At 58.6% G+C, this 16,112-nt stretch carries 19 protein-coding genes, 1 pseudogene and 1 other annotated feature; of the genes and pseudogenes, 8 read left to right on the top strand and 12 right to left on the bottom strand.

The annotated features are described in order from the left end of the window. The first annotated feature begins 182 nt into the window (after positions 1-182). Together ACVWZF_RS03040 and rpsU are read left to right on the top strand one after the other, a co-directional pair. Positions 183-1,469 (top strand): trypsin-like serine protease, encoded by a 1,287-nt coding sequence (locus ACVWZF_RS03040; protein ID WP_457394164.1) that lies wholly within the window; start codon positions 183-185, stop codon positions 1,467-1,469. 354 nt (positions 1,470-1,823) lie between these two features. Further along, positions 1,824-2,009 carry a 30S ribosomal protein S21 gene (gene rpsU / locus ACVWZF_RS03045; protein WP_011432857.1) on the top strand — a complete coding sequence of 62 codons (186 nt, stop codon included), beginning with the start codon at positions 1,824-1,826 and terminating at the stop codon, positions 2,007-2,009. 69 nt (positions 2,010-2,078) lie between these two features. On the opposite strand, the gene ACVWZF_RS03050 is transcribed toward rpsU, so the two are convergent. Beyond that, positions 2,079-3,419 (bottom strand): TonB family protein, encoded by a 1,341-nt coding sequence (locus tag ACVWZF_RS03050; protein ID WP_457410811.1) that lies wholly within the window; start codon positions 3,417-3,419, stop codon positions 2,079-2,081. Between the two features lie 268 nt (positions 3,420-3,687). Between ACVWZF_RS03050 and ACVWZF_RS03055 the strand changes: the two genes are divergently transcribed. Further along, positions 3,688-4,533: a Rieske 2Fe-2S domain-containing protein gene (locus tag ACVWZF_RS03055; RefSeq protein WP_457394158.1), complete on the top strand. Its 846-nt coding sequence runs from the start codon at positions 3,688-3,690 to the stop codon at positions 4,531-4,533. Here the strand turns inward: ACVWZF_RS03055 and ACVWZF_RS03060 are convergent. Beyond that, a complete protein-coding gene (locus ACVWZF_RS03060) occupies positions 4,513-5,724 on the bottom strand; it encodes an RNA-guided endonuclease InsQ/TnpB family protein (protein WP_457394155.1) in 1,212 nt (403 codons plus the stop codon). The genes ACVWZF_RS03055 and ACVWZF_RS03060 overlap by 21 nt on opposite strands. Before the next feature lie 72 nt (positions 5,725-5,796). Between ACVWZF_RS03060 and ACVWZF_RS03065 the strand changes: the two are divergent. Continuing rightward, positions 5,797-6,063, top strand: a pseudogene (locus ACVWZF_RS03065) (hypothetical protein); the annotation flags it as partial. Between the two features lie 57 nt (positions 6,064-6,120). On the opposite strand, the gene rplL reads toward ACVWZF_RS03065, so the two are convergent. From rplL to ACVWZF_RS03115, 10 genes are all read right to left on the bottom strand, one after another. Further along, positions 6,121-6,531: a 50S ribosomal protein L7/L12 gene (gene rplL, locus ACVWZF_RS03070; protein WP_414329114.1), complete on the bottom strand. Its 411-nt coding sequence runs from the start codon at positions 6,529-6,531 to the stop codon at positions 6,121-6,123. Positions 6,532-6,594: 63 nt separating this feature from the next. After that, on the bottom strand, positions 6,595-7,158 hold the full coding sequence (rplJ, locus tag ACVWZF_RS03075) for a 50S ribosomal protein L10 (RefSeq protein WP_011432851.1): 564 nt from the start codon (positions 7,156-7,158) through the stop codon (positions 6,595-6,597). Between the two features lie 58 nt (positions 7,159-7,216). After that, positions 7,217-7,376, bottom strand: a sequence feature (ribosomal protein L10 leader region). 79 nt (positions 7,377-7,455) lie between these two features. Continuing rightward, entirely contained in the window at positions 7,456-8,166 is a 711-nt protein-coding gene (gene rplA, locus ACVWZF_RS03080; RefSeq protein ID WP_011432850.1) for a 50S ribosomal protein L1, read from the bottom strand. Positions 8,167-8,272: 106 nt separating this feature from the next. Further along, the gene (gene rplK / locus ACVWZF_RS03085; RefSeq protein WP_011432849.1) at positions 8,273-8,698 is read right to left on the bottom strand and encodes a 50S ribosomal protein L11; all 426 of its coding nucleotides are present in this window, start codon (positions 8,696-8,698) and stop codon (positions 8,273-8,275) included. Between the two features lie 9 nt (positions 8,699-8,707). Then, positions 8,708-9,373: a transcription termination/antitermination protein NusG gene (gene nusG, locus ACVWZF_RS03090; RefSeq protein WP_414342805.1), complete on the bottom strand. Its 666-nt coding sequence runs from the start codon at positions 9,371-9,373 to the stop codon at positions 8,708-8,710. A gap of 62 nt (positions 9,374-9,435) precedes the next feature. Then, positions 9,436-9,708 carry a preprotein translocase subunit SecE gene (gene secE, locus ACVWZF_RS03095; RefSeq protein WP_011432847.1) on the bottom strand — a complete coding sequence of 91 codons (273 nt, stop codon included), beginning with the start codon at positions 9,706-9,708 and terminating at the stop codon, positions 9,436-9,438. A gap of 103 nt (positions 9,709-9,811) precedes the next feature. Continuing rightward, on the bottom strand, positions 9,812-10,189 hold the full coding sequence (locus ACVWZF_RS03100; RefSeq protein ID WP_414407343.1) for a hypothetical protein: 378 nt from the start codon (positions 10,187-10,189) through the stop codon (positions 9,812-9,814). A gap of 3 nt (positions 10,190-10,192) precedes the next feature. Beyond that, on the bottom strand, positions 10,193-10,948 hold the full coding sequence (gene trmD, locus ACVWZF_RS03105) for a tRNA (guanosine(37)-N1)-methyltransferase TrmD (RefSeq protein WP_414351007.1): 756 nt from the start codon (positions 10,946-10,948) through the stop codon (positions 10,193-10,195). 5 nt (positions 10,949-10,953) lie between these two features. Next, a complete protein-coding gene (locus ACVWZF_RS03110) occupies positions 10,954-11,352 on the bottom strand; it encodes a hypothetical protein (protein ID WP_457394145.1) in 399 nt (132 codons plus the stop codon). 150 nt (positions 11,353-11,502) lie between these two features. Continuing rightward, on the bottom strand, positions 11,503-11,697 hold the full coding sequence (locus ACVWZF_RS03115; RefSeq protein WP_414329471.1) for a hypothetical protein: 195 nt from the start codon (positions 11,695-11,697) through the stop codon (positions 11,503-11,505). 108 nt (positions 11,698-11,805) lie between these two features. Between ACVWZF_RS03115 and ACVWZF_RS03120 the strand changes: the two genes are divergently transcribed. From ACVWZF_RS03120 to ACVWZF_RS03135, 4 genes are all read left to right on the top strand, one after another. Continuing rightward, the gene (locus ACVWZF_RS03120) at positions 11,806-12,990 is read left to right on the top strand and encodes a 5-(carboxyamino)imidazole ribonucleotide synthase (protein ID WP_457394142.1); all 1,185 of its coding nucleotides are present in this window, start codon (positions 11,806-11,808) and stop codon (positions 12,988-12,990) included. After that, on the top strand, positions 12,987-13,436 hold the full coding sequence (locus ACVWZF_RS03125; RefSeq protein WP_457394139.1) for a hypothetical protein: 450 nt from the start codon (positions 12,987-12,989) through the stop codon (positions 13,434-13,436). Before ACVWZF_RS03120 ends, ACVWZF_RS03125 begins: the two co-directional genes overlap by 4 nt. A gap of 6 nt (positions 13,437-13,442) precedes the next feature. Beyond that, positions 13,443-13,976 (top strand): ribosomal protein S18-alanine N-acetyltransferase, encoded by a 534-nt coding sequence (rimI, locus tag ACVWZF_RS03130; RefSeq protein ID WP_457394136.1) that lies wholly within the window; start codon positions 13,443-13,445, stop codon positions 13,974-13,976. A 547-nt stretch (positions 13,977-14,523) separates the two neighbouring features. Continuing rightward, positions 14,524-16,110: a mechanosensitive ion channel gene (locus tag ACVWZF_RS03135; protein ID WP_457392174.1), complete on the top strand. Its 1,587-nt coding sequence runs from the start codon at positions 14,524-14,526 to the stop codon at positions 16,108-16,110. Positions 16,111-16,112 lie beyond the last annotated feature (2 nt).

Raw genomic sequence — 16,112 nt, forward strand, 5'->3', positions numbered from 1 at the left:
CTCCCACCCTGGTTTTACTGCCCAGGTGCACGGGCGGCAAGAGGCAAAAGTGGGCATTGGGGTCTTGGGGCAACTCGGGAGAGCCGGCCGCGGGGAGAAGTTCTCCCGGTTGCGCAATCCTTAGGCTTCGCCGGTAGGATATCCTTGGCTGGCATAACCGGCTGGCTTTGGAGAATCTGACCATGCCTCATCTCTCGCGATCCCATTCCCCCCTTGGCTTGGCTCGCTCCTGGTCTGTTCTGCTGGGGTTGAGTCTGGCCTTGAGTGTGAGCGCCTGTGGCGGTGGCGGTTCCAGTCGCCTGCTTCCCCCAGTCTCGGCCCCTCCCACAGGACGAATTGAGGGATCCCATTTCGACGATCTCAACGGCAATGGGCTGCGGGATCCGGGGGAGCCGGGGCTGCCGGGCATTACCACGTTTTTGGACTTAAACGGCAATGGCCGCCTCGACTCGGGGGAGCCCAGCACCGTCAGCGATGCCAGCGGTAACTTTCGCTTCTCCAACTTGCCCCCTGGCACCTACCGCGTCACCGCCCTTTTGCCCCCAGGGCGAGTGTTCACCACGCCGCGCTCAGGCTTGGGGCTGGAGCGGATTGTGGGCGGCAGACCTGCTCCCGAAGGGGCCTTTCCCTGGATGGTGGCCTTGCTGAACGCGGCTGAGCCAGATCCTTTTCAAGCGCAGTTTTGCGGCGGATCCCTGATCGCGCCGGAGTGGGTAGTTACCGCTGCCCATTGTTTTTTCGACGAACAAGGCAAGCAGGTAGTGAGTGCCCAAAATCTGGATCTGCTGTTGGGTACCAACCGCCTACAAATCGGCGCCGGTCAACGCATTCGCGCCGCGCAAATTGTCCTCAACCCCGGCTACAACCCCCAGGTGGGGAAACTCGGGGGGAACGACATTGCCCTGGTGCGCCTTTCTCGGCCAGTAGCTTTGGCCACCCTGCCGCTGGTGCAGCCCAACCAAACCAACCTGACGGCCCCCGGCACTGCCGCCACCATCCTCGGCTGGGGAGCTACCTTCCCCCGCGCCCTGGATCAAGAACCCAGCGGCTTTCCCCGAGATTTGCAGCAGGCCACCGTTCCCATCGTCTCCAATGCGGTGTGCAACGCGCCCCAATCCTACAATGGCACCATTTTGGATACTATGCTCTGCGCCGGCTTTCCCCAGGGAGGAGTCGATACGTGTCAGGCTGATAGCGGTGGGCCTTTGATTGTGTCCAGTGGCACGGGTTTTGCCCTGGCCGGAATCACCAGTTTTGGCATCGGCTGCGCCCAGCCCAATTTCTATGGGGTGTATACGCGGGTGTCTAGCTTCGCCGGTTTTGTGCAATCGGTAATCGGCAGTGCCCCCAGCCCAACTCCAGCACCACCCTCCCCTCCACCCCCCACCGGGACAACTGCTTCATTCGTTGTCAATTTGAGGGAAGGTGAGGTGGTTGCGGGGCTCAACTTTGGCAGCCGGGCGCAGTGAACACGAACTGTGGCAGCAAGCAGTGGTGTGGCGATCGTTTAGCTAGGCCGCCGTTCGCGCTAGCGGGACGGAGTCCTTGAAGCCCCGCCCTCTGTCCGTAGGACGAGGGTCGGAATGAAAGGCGGACATCCCCTGTTCTATAATCAACCTGGCTGTGCAAAACGGCATTGCCGGAATCTGGTACAGCTACGCGGTGGGGCATCCCGTGTCTGCTCGTGGAGGGTTCTTGCACTAGCTCCCCAATGAAGCGAGAAGCCCGCTCCGTACCGCCAGCAGTCGGAGTCGGGAGTATGTCACGATAGGGATCCCTGTTGTAACCAAACCCATTTGATTGACGGAGGAGATGTCTTTCCTATGACCCAAGTGACGATTGGCGAAAACGAAGGGATCGAATCGGCGCTGCGCCGCTTCAAGCGCCAGGTTTCTAAGGCGGGCATTTTGCGGGATTTGCGCAACCATCGGCACTTTGAAACCAACCTAGAAAAGCGCAAGCGCAAAGCGGTGGCCGTCCGGCGCAACCGCCGCAAGTCCATGGCCTAGGCTACTGCCGACACTCGGAAATCTGAACCCCTCTGAACAGGGCTTGTGGCCTTGCCTGAGGTTCTGACGTTAGTTTCTCGGAATCTGGGTTGGGCCAGCCTGCAGGGATCCGCTCAGCACGTCGATTTCCAGCATCAGTTCTTCGCCAACATAGCTCTCGGGCAAAGGAGCAAAGGGGGCTGAGCGCTGGATGGCACTGAGCACGGCTGCATCCAACAGGGGATCTTCTGAGGGGGTTTGCAGGCGCAGTTCCCGCAGGGATCCCTGTCGATCCAGACGCACCTGCACCACTGTTACGTAGGATCCGGATGCCCGCCGTACCATCCAGTGTTGGCGAACCCTTTCTTGGAATTGAGCCAAGTAGTCTCCCCAATCCGGATCGGCGACGGCATTGAGGCTGGGTGGGCCTGCCCGCGAGGACTCTATCCCACTGGTGCGACCAAGGCTGGAGCTGTGGGATCCGGTAGGAAAAGTCGGGGGCAAGGTGGGAGAAGGCTCTTCCAACGGGGCTGCGATCGGCTCTGGAGAGGGCAAAGTTGGATGCGGATCCGCTGGAGCCGACAGGTAGGGTTGTGGCAAAACCTCAGGAGAACTTGCTGCTCTTTCGGGTTGAGGCTTGAGGGATTGAGCAGGAGAGATCTGAGCCGATTTGGTCTCCACTGCTGCTGCCGAGGAGGTAGCCAGTAGGCTTTGCAGATGCTGACGATAGTCCTGCAGTTGCTGGCGCTGTGGAGAGGACAGAGGCCAGTGATCCAGCCATTCTTCCGTCAGATGTAGCGCCTCCGCCCAATTGTGATCGGCAACTGCCTGCTCCAGAGCTGCTAAACCCGCTGACAGATTTTCTAACCTGGCCTTTGGCTGCTGCTGAGGAGAGGCAGAGTCGCGGTTGGGTTGGGGCATCTCAAGCTCCCTTGGGGATGGGGGGAGGATCCCAGGGACAGGACTCCCTGCGGCTGAGGCAACCAAAGGCTGTGCCGCCGCAGAAGTGGCCTCTTCACTTGGGCTGGGCACTTGCGACTGCCGCACCGATACGTGATCCCGAGGTTCAGAGACACCGGACTCACGGGCGGAGACGGGCGCAATCCACTGCGGCTCTGGGGGCGGCTCATCCGCCATCTCCACCCACTGAAAGGAGATTATCTCCTCCTCTTCCCGGATCCTAGGCTGCCAACCCACCCAGCTCATCGCGATGAAATGCAACCCTGCCGAGAGCACGTTGGCCAGCCCCAGACGCCAAGGTAAGGAGCGGCGTTCCTGCTCTCGTTTTTGTTGAGAACAGCTGAGGCGAGGATCTGGATCCGTCAGTTGGTTTGGCCGGCTCTCAGCAGCCGGTTCTGGTTTGGGGGAGGTGGACTCTGCAGTAGGTTGGGCCGGGATCCCTGCGCTACAAGGATCTCGAGCGGGGTTCAATTCGTTTTGCACCTTTCCACCTTTCCTCACAGCCACATGCCAACAGAAGCCCACCGACGCTTCTCTGCTTCCTTCGATCAATAGCCCATCCCCGGGCAGGGGGGTAGCCATCGATGCACAAACGCGCCCAGGGCAAAGCTGTGTTGGCTTATACGGACTTCTGCCATTTCAACGCCTATCTTTTTCACGGGGGGCGGTGCTTTGAGCCACCTAGGCTCACGAAAAGCCAGCTCATGATTCTCCGAACTAGAGCTTGTGGAGCGGGTTTATGCTTGTTACCCAGCAACCTGTCCTGAGGCGGTTTTGGTACCCCGTGATCCCGATGTCGGCCCTGGAAACCGGCCCACAAGCTTTCACGCTGCTGAAGACTCCTCTGGTGCTTTGGCTCAATGAGTCAGGGCAGCCTTGCGCCGTCTTGGATCGTTGCTGCCATCGCTCGGCCCAACTTTCCAAAGGGGTTGTTTGCAATGGCCACATCCGCTGCCCCTATCACGGCTGGGAGTTTGACGGCTCCGGCACCTGTGTGAAGGTGCCCCAACTTACAGACAACTTCATCCCCCCTACCTACAAGGTGGAGGGGTTTCGCTGCCAAGAGCGCTATGGCTATGTTTGGGTGGCATTGGCGGATCCCTTGACCGATATTCCCGAGATCCCAGAGGTGGCGGATTCCCGGTTTCGCCAAATTCATCAGTTCTATGAGGTCTGGAAATGCGCCGGCCTGCGCCTGATGGAAAACTCCTTTGACAATGCCCATCTCCACTTCGTCCATCACCAGAGCTTTGGGGTGATCTCCGAGCCTGTACCCCCAGATCTGGACAGCCTTGAAGAACTGGAATATGACCTTCGGGCCACCTCTGTTTTGCCGGTGTTCAACAGTGACTTGCAGAAGCAAAACTTGCGGATGTCAGAGGATCGCACAGTGCGTATCCTGGAGGGCACCTGGTTTATGCCTTTTGGTCGCAAGCTCAAAATCACCTACCCCAACGGCCTCATCCACATCATTTTCACAGCGGCTACCCCCATCGACGACCAAACCTCGCAGGTGGTGCAATTCTGTTTGCGCAACGATTCAGAAGCAGAGGTGAGTGGTAAACTACCCGACTCCGACCGCTAAAGCGGTACGGAGCGGGCTTTCAGTAGCCCTGAGCCTGCTCTGCTCTACCAGAGAACAAAACAGGCCCGAACCTCTAGGCTGGTTTACGACAGCCCCCAAGAGCGCAATCACATTCGCACCATTCAAATCCGCATCCCCTTCCCATCCACAGTGCCCACACTTGAACGACTTGCCACTGCGGTAGGACTTGCCCTGCTCAGGGTGGATGTGTAAGCACCGGTGACAGGTCTGCGACGTGTAAGCAGGCGGCACAGGAATCAGAGAAACCCCTGCAACCCTCGCCTTGTATTCCAGAAACTGGCGTAGTTGGTAGAACGCCCAACTGTTGGCCCTGCGCCGCTCGGCTTTGCTGCGCGGCTGTTGATTGACTCTTTTCCGGATCCCTGTCAGGTCTTCCAGGGCGATAGCGCTGTTGGTAGCTTTTGCCCTAGAGACAATAGCTTTGGAGATGCGATGATTGACCCACGCCTGAAAACGTCTCTCCTTGCCAGACAGCCGTTGCAGCAGTTCTCTGCATCTGCGCCGCGAACTGCGTGTGCCCTTACTGGCTTTGCGTTGGAGTGCCGCCCTCAATCGAGAGTAGTGGTCTCGGACTCTGTTCAACTGCTGTCCATTCCAGTTGTCCCCCTCTGACGTATGGGCAATATCCGTCCTCCCCAAGTCCACCCCCAGCACTCTGCCCGTGCGTTGCGGCGGGGATGGCTCCGCTTCCACACAGATTTGAATGGAGTAGGAGCCGTCTTTACGCTTGACCAGGGTGGCAGATTTGGGGTTGGAACCAGCCAGCCGTTCTCTCTGGTAGCGGCCAATCGCCAGCTCAAAGCGCTCCCGACCCTCCACCGTGGTCAGCGACACCGACCAGTCTTTCTCGCGGAACGAAAAGATACGAGCGTCGTAGGTAGCGAAGCCCCCTTTGAACGCTTTGACGGGGCGGTTTTTCTGTTGGGCAACTTTACGGGCGCCGGCCAGCCGCCTGCAGACCTGCTGAGCCAAGTTACTGGACAAGCCGAACCGGGCACGGATTTCGCGGTAGCACAGAGACTGGAGCTTAACGGCGTTGGCGACTTTCTCGGGTGTGTTTTGGTTGACCCAGTTCAAGGCTTGGCCAAAAGCCTCCAAAGTCGCGTCCAATTTGGCGGCTTGCGACGGGGACGCCTTGAGCTTGCAGGATACGGTCAGGACTTGGGTCATAGTTCTATTGTAACCTCGCATTCCTCTCGGCACTGACCCTACGGGTACAGTGCGGGGCTCCTGCGATTTCTAGCTGAGAGTATCATCGCCTTCGATCGGCAGGTGACCCTTGAGGATCAACGGGTTCTGGAAAGCACCGACTATGACGTTCCCCTCGATATCAAGGCGGAGCAGCACATGTTTACCGATAAACCCAGCATCGTCATGCGTCGCAAGCTGGCTGCCCTCTTGAAAGCTCACGGAGAGGTGGAAGCGCGGCGGAGCAGGGATCCTGAACTCACGCCAATGGTCGGGCAGACCCAAAAGAGGGGCCGAAGCAGCCCCCCTTCTTGGGTTTGAGTGTCTCGATTGGATTTCTCGTTAGACCAGAAAGAAGCGCTTTCCCCGTAACTTGAACTACTTGATCTTGACGGTAGCGCCGGCTTCTTCCAGCTTCTTCTTGATGTCGTTGGCTTCCTCTTTGGCAACCCCTTCTTTGACGGGTTTGGGAGCCGCCTCGACCAGATCTTTGGCATCCTTCAGACCCAAGCCGGTCAACTCGCGCACCACCTTGAGGATGGCGATCTTCTTGTCGGCTGGCACAGCCTCGAGGATGACATCAAAGGCAGTTTGCTCTTCCACCGGCTCAGGGGCTGCCGCCGGAGCTGCCGCCGCCGCTGCCACAGGAGCTGCCATGACCATACCGCCGGCTGGGGCTGCTGCACTGACGCCAAAGGTTTCCTCGATGGCTTTCACCAGCTCGGAAGCTTCCAGCAAGCTCAAGGCTTTCAACTCTTCCAAAATCTTTGCAACGCGCTCTGAAGACATGATGGTTTCTCCTTGGGGGTAACAGAATCGATACACAGGTTTGGGCTGATGAACTGAAGCCCTTTATGCGGCCTCCTTGTCGGCAATGGCCCGGATGGCCCGCCCCAGAGAGGCTGGGATCTCGTGGATACCGCGCGCCACTTGCGTGGGCACAGCATTGAGCCCGACCGCCAGGCCGGTGGCCACCGACTTGAGGCTGCCCGCCACTTGGGCCATGAGCACTTCCTTGGGCGGTAGCTCGGCGATGGCCTTGGCCTGCTCCAAGGTCAGGGATAGCCCTTCAATGCCGGCACCGCGGAACTCGGTTTTCTTGGTTTGCTTGGCAAAATCTTGATACGCCTTCAGGGCGGCTGAAATATCGCCCCGAATCAAGATAAAGGCCGTCGGCCCCGCCAAAAAGGGAATGATCCCTGCCCAAGCTTTTTGGTCGGCGATGGCTCGCCGCATCAGGGTATTCTTAACAACCATGCAAACCGAATCCGATTTGCGCAGCTCTGCCCGCAGTTGGTCCATCTCCGCAACGGTCAGCCCCTTGTAGTCGATCACCAGCACCATTTGGCTGGCCTGCAGCAGGGATCGGACTTTATCGACGATCTCCGCTTTCTTCGCTAAAGGTTGCTTGCCCATGCGCTCACCTCCTTTGTTGTCAATGGTCACCCAGGGTTAACGGGTGGTGAATCTGGGTTCTGCCAAACAGAATGCGTCCCAGCCGTGGCCGAGACGCATGGAGATAAGCGCACCCTCAAAAGCGATCCAAGAAGGGATCCCTTTGAACTTCGCTCAAACCTCGGCAGGACATTAAGCCCGCGGGCACCTGCTGTCTTCGGCTTGCTATTCGACTGGGGAAAGATGTTCTGCCGGGATCCTCCTCCAAATTACACTCACTCAAACCCTTTTCAACCCATCGCAGCGCCGAAGCCAGGCTTAGGTCGCCAACTTCAGCTCCCGCAGGGCATTGATATCAACCTCAATCGAGGGGCCCATTGTAGCAGAAACATGTAGGGTTCGCCAATACTTGCCCTTGGCTCCAGAGGGACGGTTGCGATCGATGGACTCCTGCACTGCCTTTAGGTTCTCCAGCAGAGCTTCGACGGGGAACTTACACTTGCCGAAGATCAAATGCACAATGCCGGTGCGATCCGCCCGGTACTCCAGCTTGCCGGCTTTAAACTCTTTGATCGCCTGGGCCAGATCCATGGTCACCGTTCCCCCCTTGGGAGAAGGCATGAGGCCGCGCGGCCCCAACAGCCGCCCCAGCTTAGCCACCTGGGGCATCACATCGGGGGTGGCGATCAGAAGGTCAAAATCCATCATGCCCTTGCTGATTTCCTCGATCAGGTCTTCATATCCAACCCGATCCGCCCCTGCATTTTGGGCCTCCACCACTTTCTCGCCGCGGGCAATCACCGCCACTCGGATTTCTTGGCCGGTGCCCCTGGGCAAGACTACAGTGGTGCGCAGTTGTTGGTCGGCGTACTTGGGGTCGATCCCCAGGCGGATGTGAACCTCTGCCGCCTCTTCAAATTTGGCGGTGGCCGTCTCTTTCATCAGGGCCAAAGCCGCTTCGGGAGCATAGGCAATGGGCTTCACCTTCTCCCGCAAAGCCTGCATACGTTTGGAAAGCTTTCGAGCCATCGTTTCTCCTCGGGGTACTGGCGAGAACTTCTCTCCCCCACAGTGGTTTGCTAGAACAACTTTTTCAAGACCGTGAATACCTCAGACCGGGCAAGGGATCCCTCCATCAATCCACCACCGTCACCCCCATGCTGCGAGCAGTTCCGGCAATAATTTTCATGGCCGCCTCCACATCGTGGGCATTCAAATCCGGCAGCTTCTGCTCGGCGATCTGGCGCAGTTGAGCTCGGGTCAGGGATCCCACCTTGGTTTTGTGGGGCTCGCTGGAGCCAGACTCAATGCCCAGAGCCTTCTTGATCAACACCGAAGCTGGCGGCGTCTTGAGGACGAAGGTAAAGCTGCGATCCTCGAAGATGGAGATTTCAACAGGCACCACCATCCCGGCCTGATCCGCCGTCTTGGCGTTGTACTCCTTACAAAAGGCCATGATGTTGACCCCGTGTTGACCCAAGGCTGGGCCAATGGGGGGAGCGGGGGTGGCCTTGCCCGCCTGAATGGCCAACTTGACCACGGCCACCAACTTCTTAGCCATGAAACGCAGTTACACCTCTTTTCGCACTTGACCAAACTCTAATTCTACCGGGGTATCGCGCCCGAAAATCGAGATCAACGCCTTGAGCTTGCCCCGTTCTGGGCTGACCTCCACCACCTCGCCGTAGAAACCCTGGAAGGGGCCGGATAGCACCTCGATGCGATCGCCAGGGGCCATGTCGATTTTGAGGGGCACTTCCTCCACCTCGACGCTGCTGAAGATGCGCTGGACTTCGCTTTGGCTGAGGGGACGCGGTGTAACATGCCCCCGACCGCGACCGTAGGCCCGCTTTTCTTCGGTGCCGACAAAGTTGATCACGTTGGGGGTTGTTTTCACCACCATCCAAGTGTCGTCGTTCATGTCCATGCGCACCAGGACATAGCCGGGAAAAATCTTCTCCTCTTGCTCCTGGCGCTTGCCGGTTCGATCCAGCTTGAAGCCCGTTCGCTTCGGGATCACCACCTCGACAATTTGATCCGCCACATCCAAAGCAGCCGCCCGTTGCATCAGGGTGCTCTTCACTTTGTTTTCGCAGCCTGAGGCCACCTGCACGGCGTACCAGCGCAGGTTGCGACGCTCTTGACCTTCCCCCTCGTCCGGTTCCGGGATCGCGTCTGCAGGCTCAAAGTGCTCCACACGGCCCCCACGACGTTTTCGCTGCTGCTCTGGCCTCATCACCTCACATCCTCCCTGTAGCCATCCTTGAACATGACTCTCTTGCCCCTCAGGACAGAACATCACAAGAACAGCTGAGTGGCTACCCAAGCAAACACTTGATCGACCAGGTAGATGAAGGAAGCAAAAGCCAACACAATCAGTAAGACCCCTACCGACTCGCCGATCAATTGCCGGCGGCTCGGCCAAACAATCTTGCTTAATTCTGTGCGGGTCTCTTGAATAAAACCCGGGATCCCTTTGGGTGCGGTGGAACTGTCTTTGGAGTGGCCCCGGCTGGCGGGATCCAAACGCTGTTCCGTATCGGCTTTGCTGGAGGGGGTGCTCTTAACCACGGCGGTGTTCTCCTAATGGATCCCGAAAACGGTGTACCGCATTTCAGCAGGCACGGGATCGGCTTTGCGATCCTAACAGATTTACCGGGAATGGGATCCAACCTTAGGGAGTGGGGGTGGGCTCAGGTGCCAAGGAACCGGGAGAAAGCGGGAGGGAGCGGCGGCGGGATTGGTTAAATTGCTCCACAGCAGCATCAACGCTGGCCTTGCCGTCCCAGCGGGAAGCAGCATTCTGGCGGGAGAGGAAGTCGGCAGCCCGGAAGAGATCGTTGACGTTGATGCTGGTGCCATCCAACAGAGGGGGATTGCTGTCGCGGCGAATGGCCTCGTTGACACTTCCGCTTTGGGCCAGGGCCACCCCAGAACCGCTCAGAACCGAGCTCAAGGCCATCCCCACCAGGAGCAGTGCTGGGGGCGAGGGGATCCCACGCCAGCAGACGGGCGATGGATTCAGGAGACGGTTGAGAAGCTTGCCGAGCATGATTTATTTCTCCGCTTCGTTTACACGAGGGTGCTGCTCCGCCAGCCCCTCTACCAACAACTGCTGCTCTTCAGCGGTCAAGGGGCGCTTGGCCAACAGGTCTGGCCGCCTTTGCCAGGTTCGAACCAACTGCTGCTGCAGACGCCAACGGGCAATGGCTTGATGGTCGCCTGAGAGGAGCACCGGCGGCACCTTGTGCCCCTGAAACTCTGCCGGGCGGGTGTATTGAGGATAGTCCAACAGCCCCGCCTGGAAGCTTTCGCTCTTTAACGAGTCTACCTTGCCTACGGTGCCCGGCAAGAGCCTCACCACGCCGTTGATCAGGGCCAGCGCCGGAATTTCCCCCCCCGTCAGGACAAAATCCCCCAGCGACACTTCACGGGTAGCCAAGTGTTCCCGGATGCGCTCGTCAAAGCCCTCGTACTGGCCACACAGCAGGATCAGTTGCGCTTTCTGGGCCAGCTCCTGCAGCAGCGCCTGGTTCAGCGGTTGCCCCTGGGGCGTCAGCAGAATGATCTCGCAGGGATCCAACCGGGGCAGGGAGGCAACGGCAGCAAAGAAGGGCTCCGGCTTAAGCACCATGCCCACCCCACCCCCGTAGGGCTCATCATCGACACGGCGGTGCTTATCGGTGGCGAAGTCGCGTGGATTGGTGCAGTGGACTTCGGCGATCCCCTGCTGTAGGGCTTTGCCCACCAGCCCAATGCGCAGCGGCGTTTCAAAAAATTCGGGGAAAAGGGTAAGGATATCGAACCGCACAGGACTCAGGACGAGGTGCGCAACCGCTCCAAATCCAGGCGCAAGGACTCAATCTGATAGATCAGCTCCATCAACTCAGCCATCTCTTCTCTGGAGATAGCCGGCTTGTTGGGGGAGGAAGCCGGTGTCGGGGGAGCATTCTCGACAGGCGCTTCAGAGTCAGGACTTGCCGAGGGGGCGTTGGCGGCTGGATCCCTGAGACTCTCAACGTAACGAACTGCCTCCTGCTCGATCAACTCTCCCTTTTGCTCCAGCTCCGCCGCCAGTTGTCCCAAGTCCATCGAAAGGCGGTTGAGGTTTTCGGTGCGCTTTTCCGGGTCTTGCAGGATCTCCACCAGAGCGGTGGCCGTGCCGTAAAAAATGTGGCGAGCCCGCGTGAACCAATCTGAAGAGTGAGAACTCATGGCAGCAGAAAGAGGTGGGTTGTGGATTATTCTAGGCGATCCACCCACCGGGATGAGCCCAAGGATACAAGCAGAATACCCGGCGTTCGAGGACAGACTGGAGTCTAGTTCTCCAAAGTCTTGAGGGCAATCTCAACCTGAAGACAGGGTTTAATCGACGGCGCGGATCTCGCCACTGTTTAGGCGCTCCACAATCGATTCCAGCAGTTCGTGCTCTTCTGGGGAAATTTCTTGATCGGCCATGACGGCACTGAGAATCTGCTGTTGCTCGGCGCGAGTCAAGACTTTGTCCGCCAAAGCCCGGTTGATTAGAGCTCTCAGCTCAGAGGGTTGAGAGGGTTCCACCGTTTTTCTCCTAGCGCTGGAGGGCAAGGGGTCCCATAATGGGGTTCTGGATCCAAGAAGCAATGGACAGCGGCCCACCACCCAGTATACCAGTATAACGGTACGGCTGTGGAAACCCAGGTATCCTCAAAAGACCAGAGATCCCAACCTGTGGGGGTGATTGGCGGCGGGCAGTTGGCGCAGATGTTGGCCTTGGCAGCTCGCCAGATGGGGATCCCGCTGGTGGTGCAGGCTGCTGCTCCCACCGATCCAGCGGTGGCAGTGGCCGATGGGGTGGTTTGGGGATCCACAGCCGACAGCCAGGCCACGGCCCAGTTGTTGGAGCGCTGCCCGGTGGTTACTTTTGAAAACGAGTTTATCCCTCTGCCGGAGCTGAAAAAACTGGATCCGGAGGGATCCCGCTTTCGTCCTAGTCTCAGCACGCTAGAGCCGCTGCTGGACAAGTTGCACCAACGGCAGTTCCTGGCGCGGTTGGGGTTGCCGGTGCCGACTTTTTTTCCGCTGGAGGCGGTGTTGGATTCGGCAGACCTGGCTGGACTGGGCTTTCCGGTGGTGCTCAAGCGACGGCGGCAGGGCTACGATGGGCAGGGCACCCGCATCTTGCACGAGCGAGCGGCTTTGCAGCAGGCCCTTAGCCAATCTGAGGGGATCCCGCTATTGCTGGAGGAATGGATCCCGTTTGAGCGGGAGCTGGCGGTGATGGTAGCGCGGGGGCTGAAGGGAGAGATCCGGGTTTACCCGGTGGTGGAAACTGTGCAGATCGAGCAAATCTGCCGCCATGTCCTGGTGCCTGCCCGCATCCCCCCAACCACCGAGGCCGAGATCCGGCGCTTAGCAGCCGATCTGATGGAAAAACTGGGTGCAGTTGGCGTGTTTGGCATCGAGCTGTTTTGGGTGCCGCCCCCCCATCCCAAGGCCGGGATCTGGATCAACGAAATCTCGCCGCGGGTCCACAATTCCGGCCACTACACCCTGGAAGCCTGCCACACCTCACAATTCGAGCAACACCTGCGGGCCATCCTCGGCCTGCCTTTGGGGGATCCCTCCCTCAAGTGTGGGGGGGCAGTGATGGTCAATCTCTTGGGCTATGAGCATGCCACCGGCGATTACCCAGAAAAGCGGCAGCGCCTGGCCCAGCTCCCCAATGCCACGGTGCATTGGTACCACAAAACCCCTGCCCGCCCAGGGCGGAAACTGGGCCATGTAACCGTCTGTCTGCCGACTGCTCCCTCTCCTTTCGAAGCAGCAGCCCTTGTCCGCACCCTCGAATCCCTCTGGTACCCCCAGCCATGAGCCAAGCGCAGGATCCCTCATTTTCTCCAGCCACACAAGCCCTGATCCAGGCCATGCAACGGCGGGATGTGCCCGCGGTAGCCCAGCAGGTCAACCGCCTCTCCCCCCAAGAGCGCCCCGCCGTGTTGACCCCTGCCCTTCGATACCTCGCCGGGGTGGATCCCGCCAGCGCCCAGTGGTTTGTTCGCCACCTCATGGCCCCTGCGGTCAAAGCGCAACTGCGAGAAGGGATCCTCAAAGCCGCCCAAGACTACCTACAGGAAGCCGGCTTCACCGAAGGGATCGACTACGAACTCAAGCCTGTTCGCGAAAGCGGTGCGGAGCACCATCCCCAATCGGGGGGCAACATCTTGAGCATCAGCCGCAGAGCCTTGCCCTACGCGGCTCCCGATGACGATCCCTTGGGGCAGTTGTTGTTGGCGGAATTCTGCGAATTGCGAGACTAGGCCACCATGAGCGGTACGAGTTATCGGCTGCAGCTGTTGGACATCACCGCCCTGCCCCAACTGCTGGAGCTGGATCGGCGGTGCTATGGGGGATACTGGGGAGAACAGGGATATCGAGCGGAGCTGGAACGACCCACAAGCACGGTGATTGGGGTAGTGGCGGAACCCGCTGCCGTTGGCGCTTCGTGTGGCTCGGGCCAAACGGAGTTCCCCCTTCCCTCTCCAGGCCCCACCTCGCCGACGCAGGTGACAAAAGAGCTGGTGGGCTTCGGCATTCTCTGGCGTATTGAAGAAGAAGCACATATCATCTCTCTGGCGGTGGATCCCGAGCACCGGCAACAGGGCTTGGGCCGGCGGATTCTGGAAGAACTGCTGAACCAAGCGAGAGCAGCAGGCTGCCGCTGGGCCACTCTGGAGGTAAAGGCTTCCAATCAAGCGGCAATCCGCCTGTACGAATCGGCAGGGTTTCAACGGCTGGGACGTCGCAAGGGGTATTACAACGGAGAAGATGCGCTGGTGTATTGGAAGAAACCGATTTAGAAGGCTATCAATTGTAAATTGAAGAACTGCAAACGTATTTCGGGATACACCTTAGGTCAGACAGTGAGCAAGCCAATAGGCTAAGCATATCAAGGCTACAGGGGATCCAACCCATTGACCGAGTGTCGATTGCCCGTTTGATTCTTTATGTAGGTCATCAAAATGCTCTCATTCTGTGGATGCAAACTGCCCGCTACAGTTCCTCCCAGCAACACTGACTCTAGCCAATGCAGCCGCATCCATCGCACAACAGAGATCCTGACTTAATCTACAAAGCTCCTGCTCGGTGGGGAAAAGCTATAATCTGCGGTATCAACAACTTGAATTCGATCCTTGCCGTTCGATGGCCCATCGGAGCTTTGACTGATGGCTGGAGCCCTTGGGTTAATAGAATGTGAAGTTTTATTTCGAGATCCGACATTTCTGCCTCAATATATATTTCTCATATCATATTCCCCCTTTGGCCAACTTGCCTGAAAAAACACTTCAGGTTAACCTACACTTGTTATCTGTCCATCCTGAGCATTTTCAAGCTGTGAGGATCATTATGGACACCTCTGGAAACACCATTGGAGATGAGGCCATCTCTTTTGTCGTCAGTCTTTGGTCTAGGCTTATCGATTTTATGCCCAATCTCCTTGCGGCGATTGTCATCTTAATTCTGGGTTGGATAGTGGCCATGGCAGTAGCCTTCGGCGTTAGAGGACTGCTCAAAAGGACGCAACTGGACAATCGCTTGGCTGCTTGGGTTTTGGGCCAAAAGCCCGGCGAGAAGCTGCCCCAAACGGAGCGCTGGGTGGCCGCTGCCGTCTACTGGGTGATTCTTGCTTTTGTGTTGGTGGCGGTACTGAATGCCCTGCAGCTTCAAGCTGTCTCCGATCCGCTCAACAGGTTTTTGGGGGAAATCTTCGTTTATCTGCCACGGGTGGGTGGGGCGCTGGTGCTGCTGGCTGTGGGCTGGGTGGTGGCCACTGTTGCTCGGCTGGCGGTCATCCAGGGGCTGCGGCGTTTCAACCTCGATGAGCAGTTGGCCCGGCCTCTGCAACAGGAAAGCACTGCCGGTGAGGCAGGTGCAGAAGGAACCCCAACCGGCCAAGAGGGAGGTACAGAGGTCACCCCTTTCCTGCTGAATGAAACTTTGGGCAATGCCCTTTACTGGCTGATTCTGCTGTTCTTTTTGCCGATCATCCTGGATACCCTGAACCTGCAGGGGCCGCTGCAGCCGGTGCAAAACCTGCTGGATCAGTTGCTGTCGATGGTGCCACGGATTTTGGGAGCGCTGATCATCGGTGCAGTGGGCTGGTTTTTGGCCCGCATCGTGCGTGGGATCGTCTCCAATTTGTTGGTGGCAGCAGGGGCAAATCGGTTGGGGGCACGCTTTGGCGTTCCCCAGTTGGCCCAGATCGTCGGGACGGTGGTGTATGTCTTGGTGTTGATCCCGGCGGTGATTGCGGCGCTGAATGCCTTGGAAATTCGGGCCATCTCCGATCCGGCGGTGGCGATGCTGGAGCAGGTGTTGCGGGCCATTCCCTTGATCGCGGGATCCGCTTTGATCCTGGCCGTCTTTTACTTGCTGGGGCAATTTTTGGCCAGCTTGGTAACCCAGTTGCTGCAGGCGGTGGGTTTTGACCGTCTGGTCGCGGGGCTGGGCTTGCCCCTGGCCGCTGCTCCTGAGCCTGAAGGGGATCCCGCTGCCAAACGTCGCACTCCCTCCGAGATCGCCGGCTTGGTGGTCTGGGTAGGCGTGGTCTTGTTTGGGGCGGTGCCGGCAGTGGAGTTGCTGCAGTTTGCCGCCCTAACCGACATTGTGCAGGGGCTGTTGCTGATTTCCGGTCGGGTGCTCATCGGCGCCCTGGTGTTTGGGATCGGTCTTTATTTGGCCAATTTGGCCCACTCTATGATCAAGAGCTTGGGTAGCCCTTCCTCAGGGGTACTGGCCCAGGCGGCGCGGGTGGCTATCTTGGTTTTTGTTGGCGCCATGGCCCTGCAGCAGATGGGCGTGGCCACCGACATTGTGGTGTTGGCTTTTGGTCTGGTTCTGGGGGCGATTGCCGTGGCGGTGGCGTTGGCTTTTGGGTTGGGAGGTCGCGATGTAGCTGCCGAGCAGATCCGGCAATGGCTCAAGAGAGAGTGAGA

This window comes from Thermostichus sp. OS-CIW-30, from assembly GCF_054060215.1.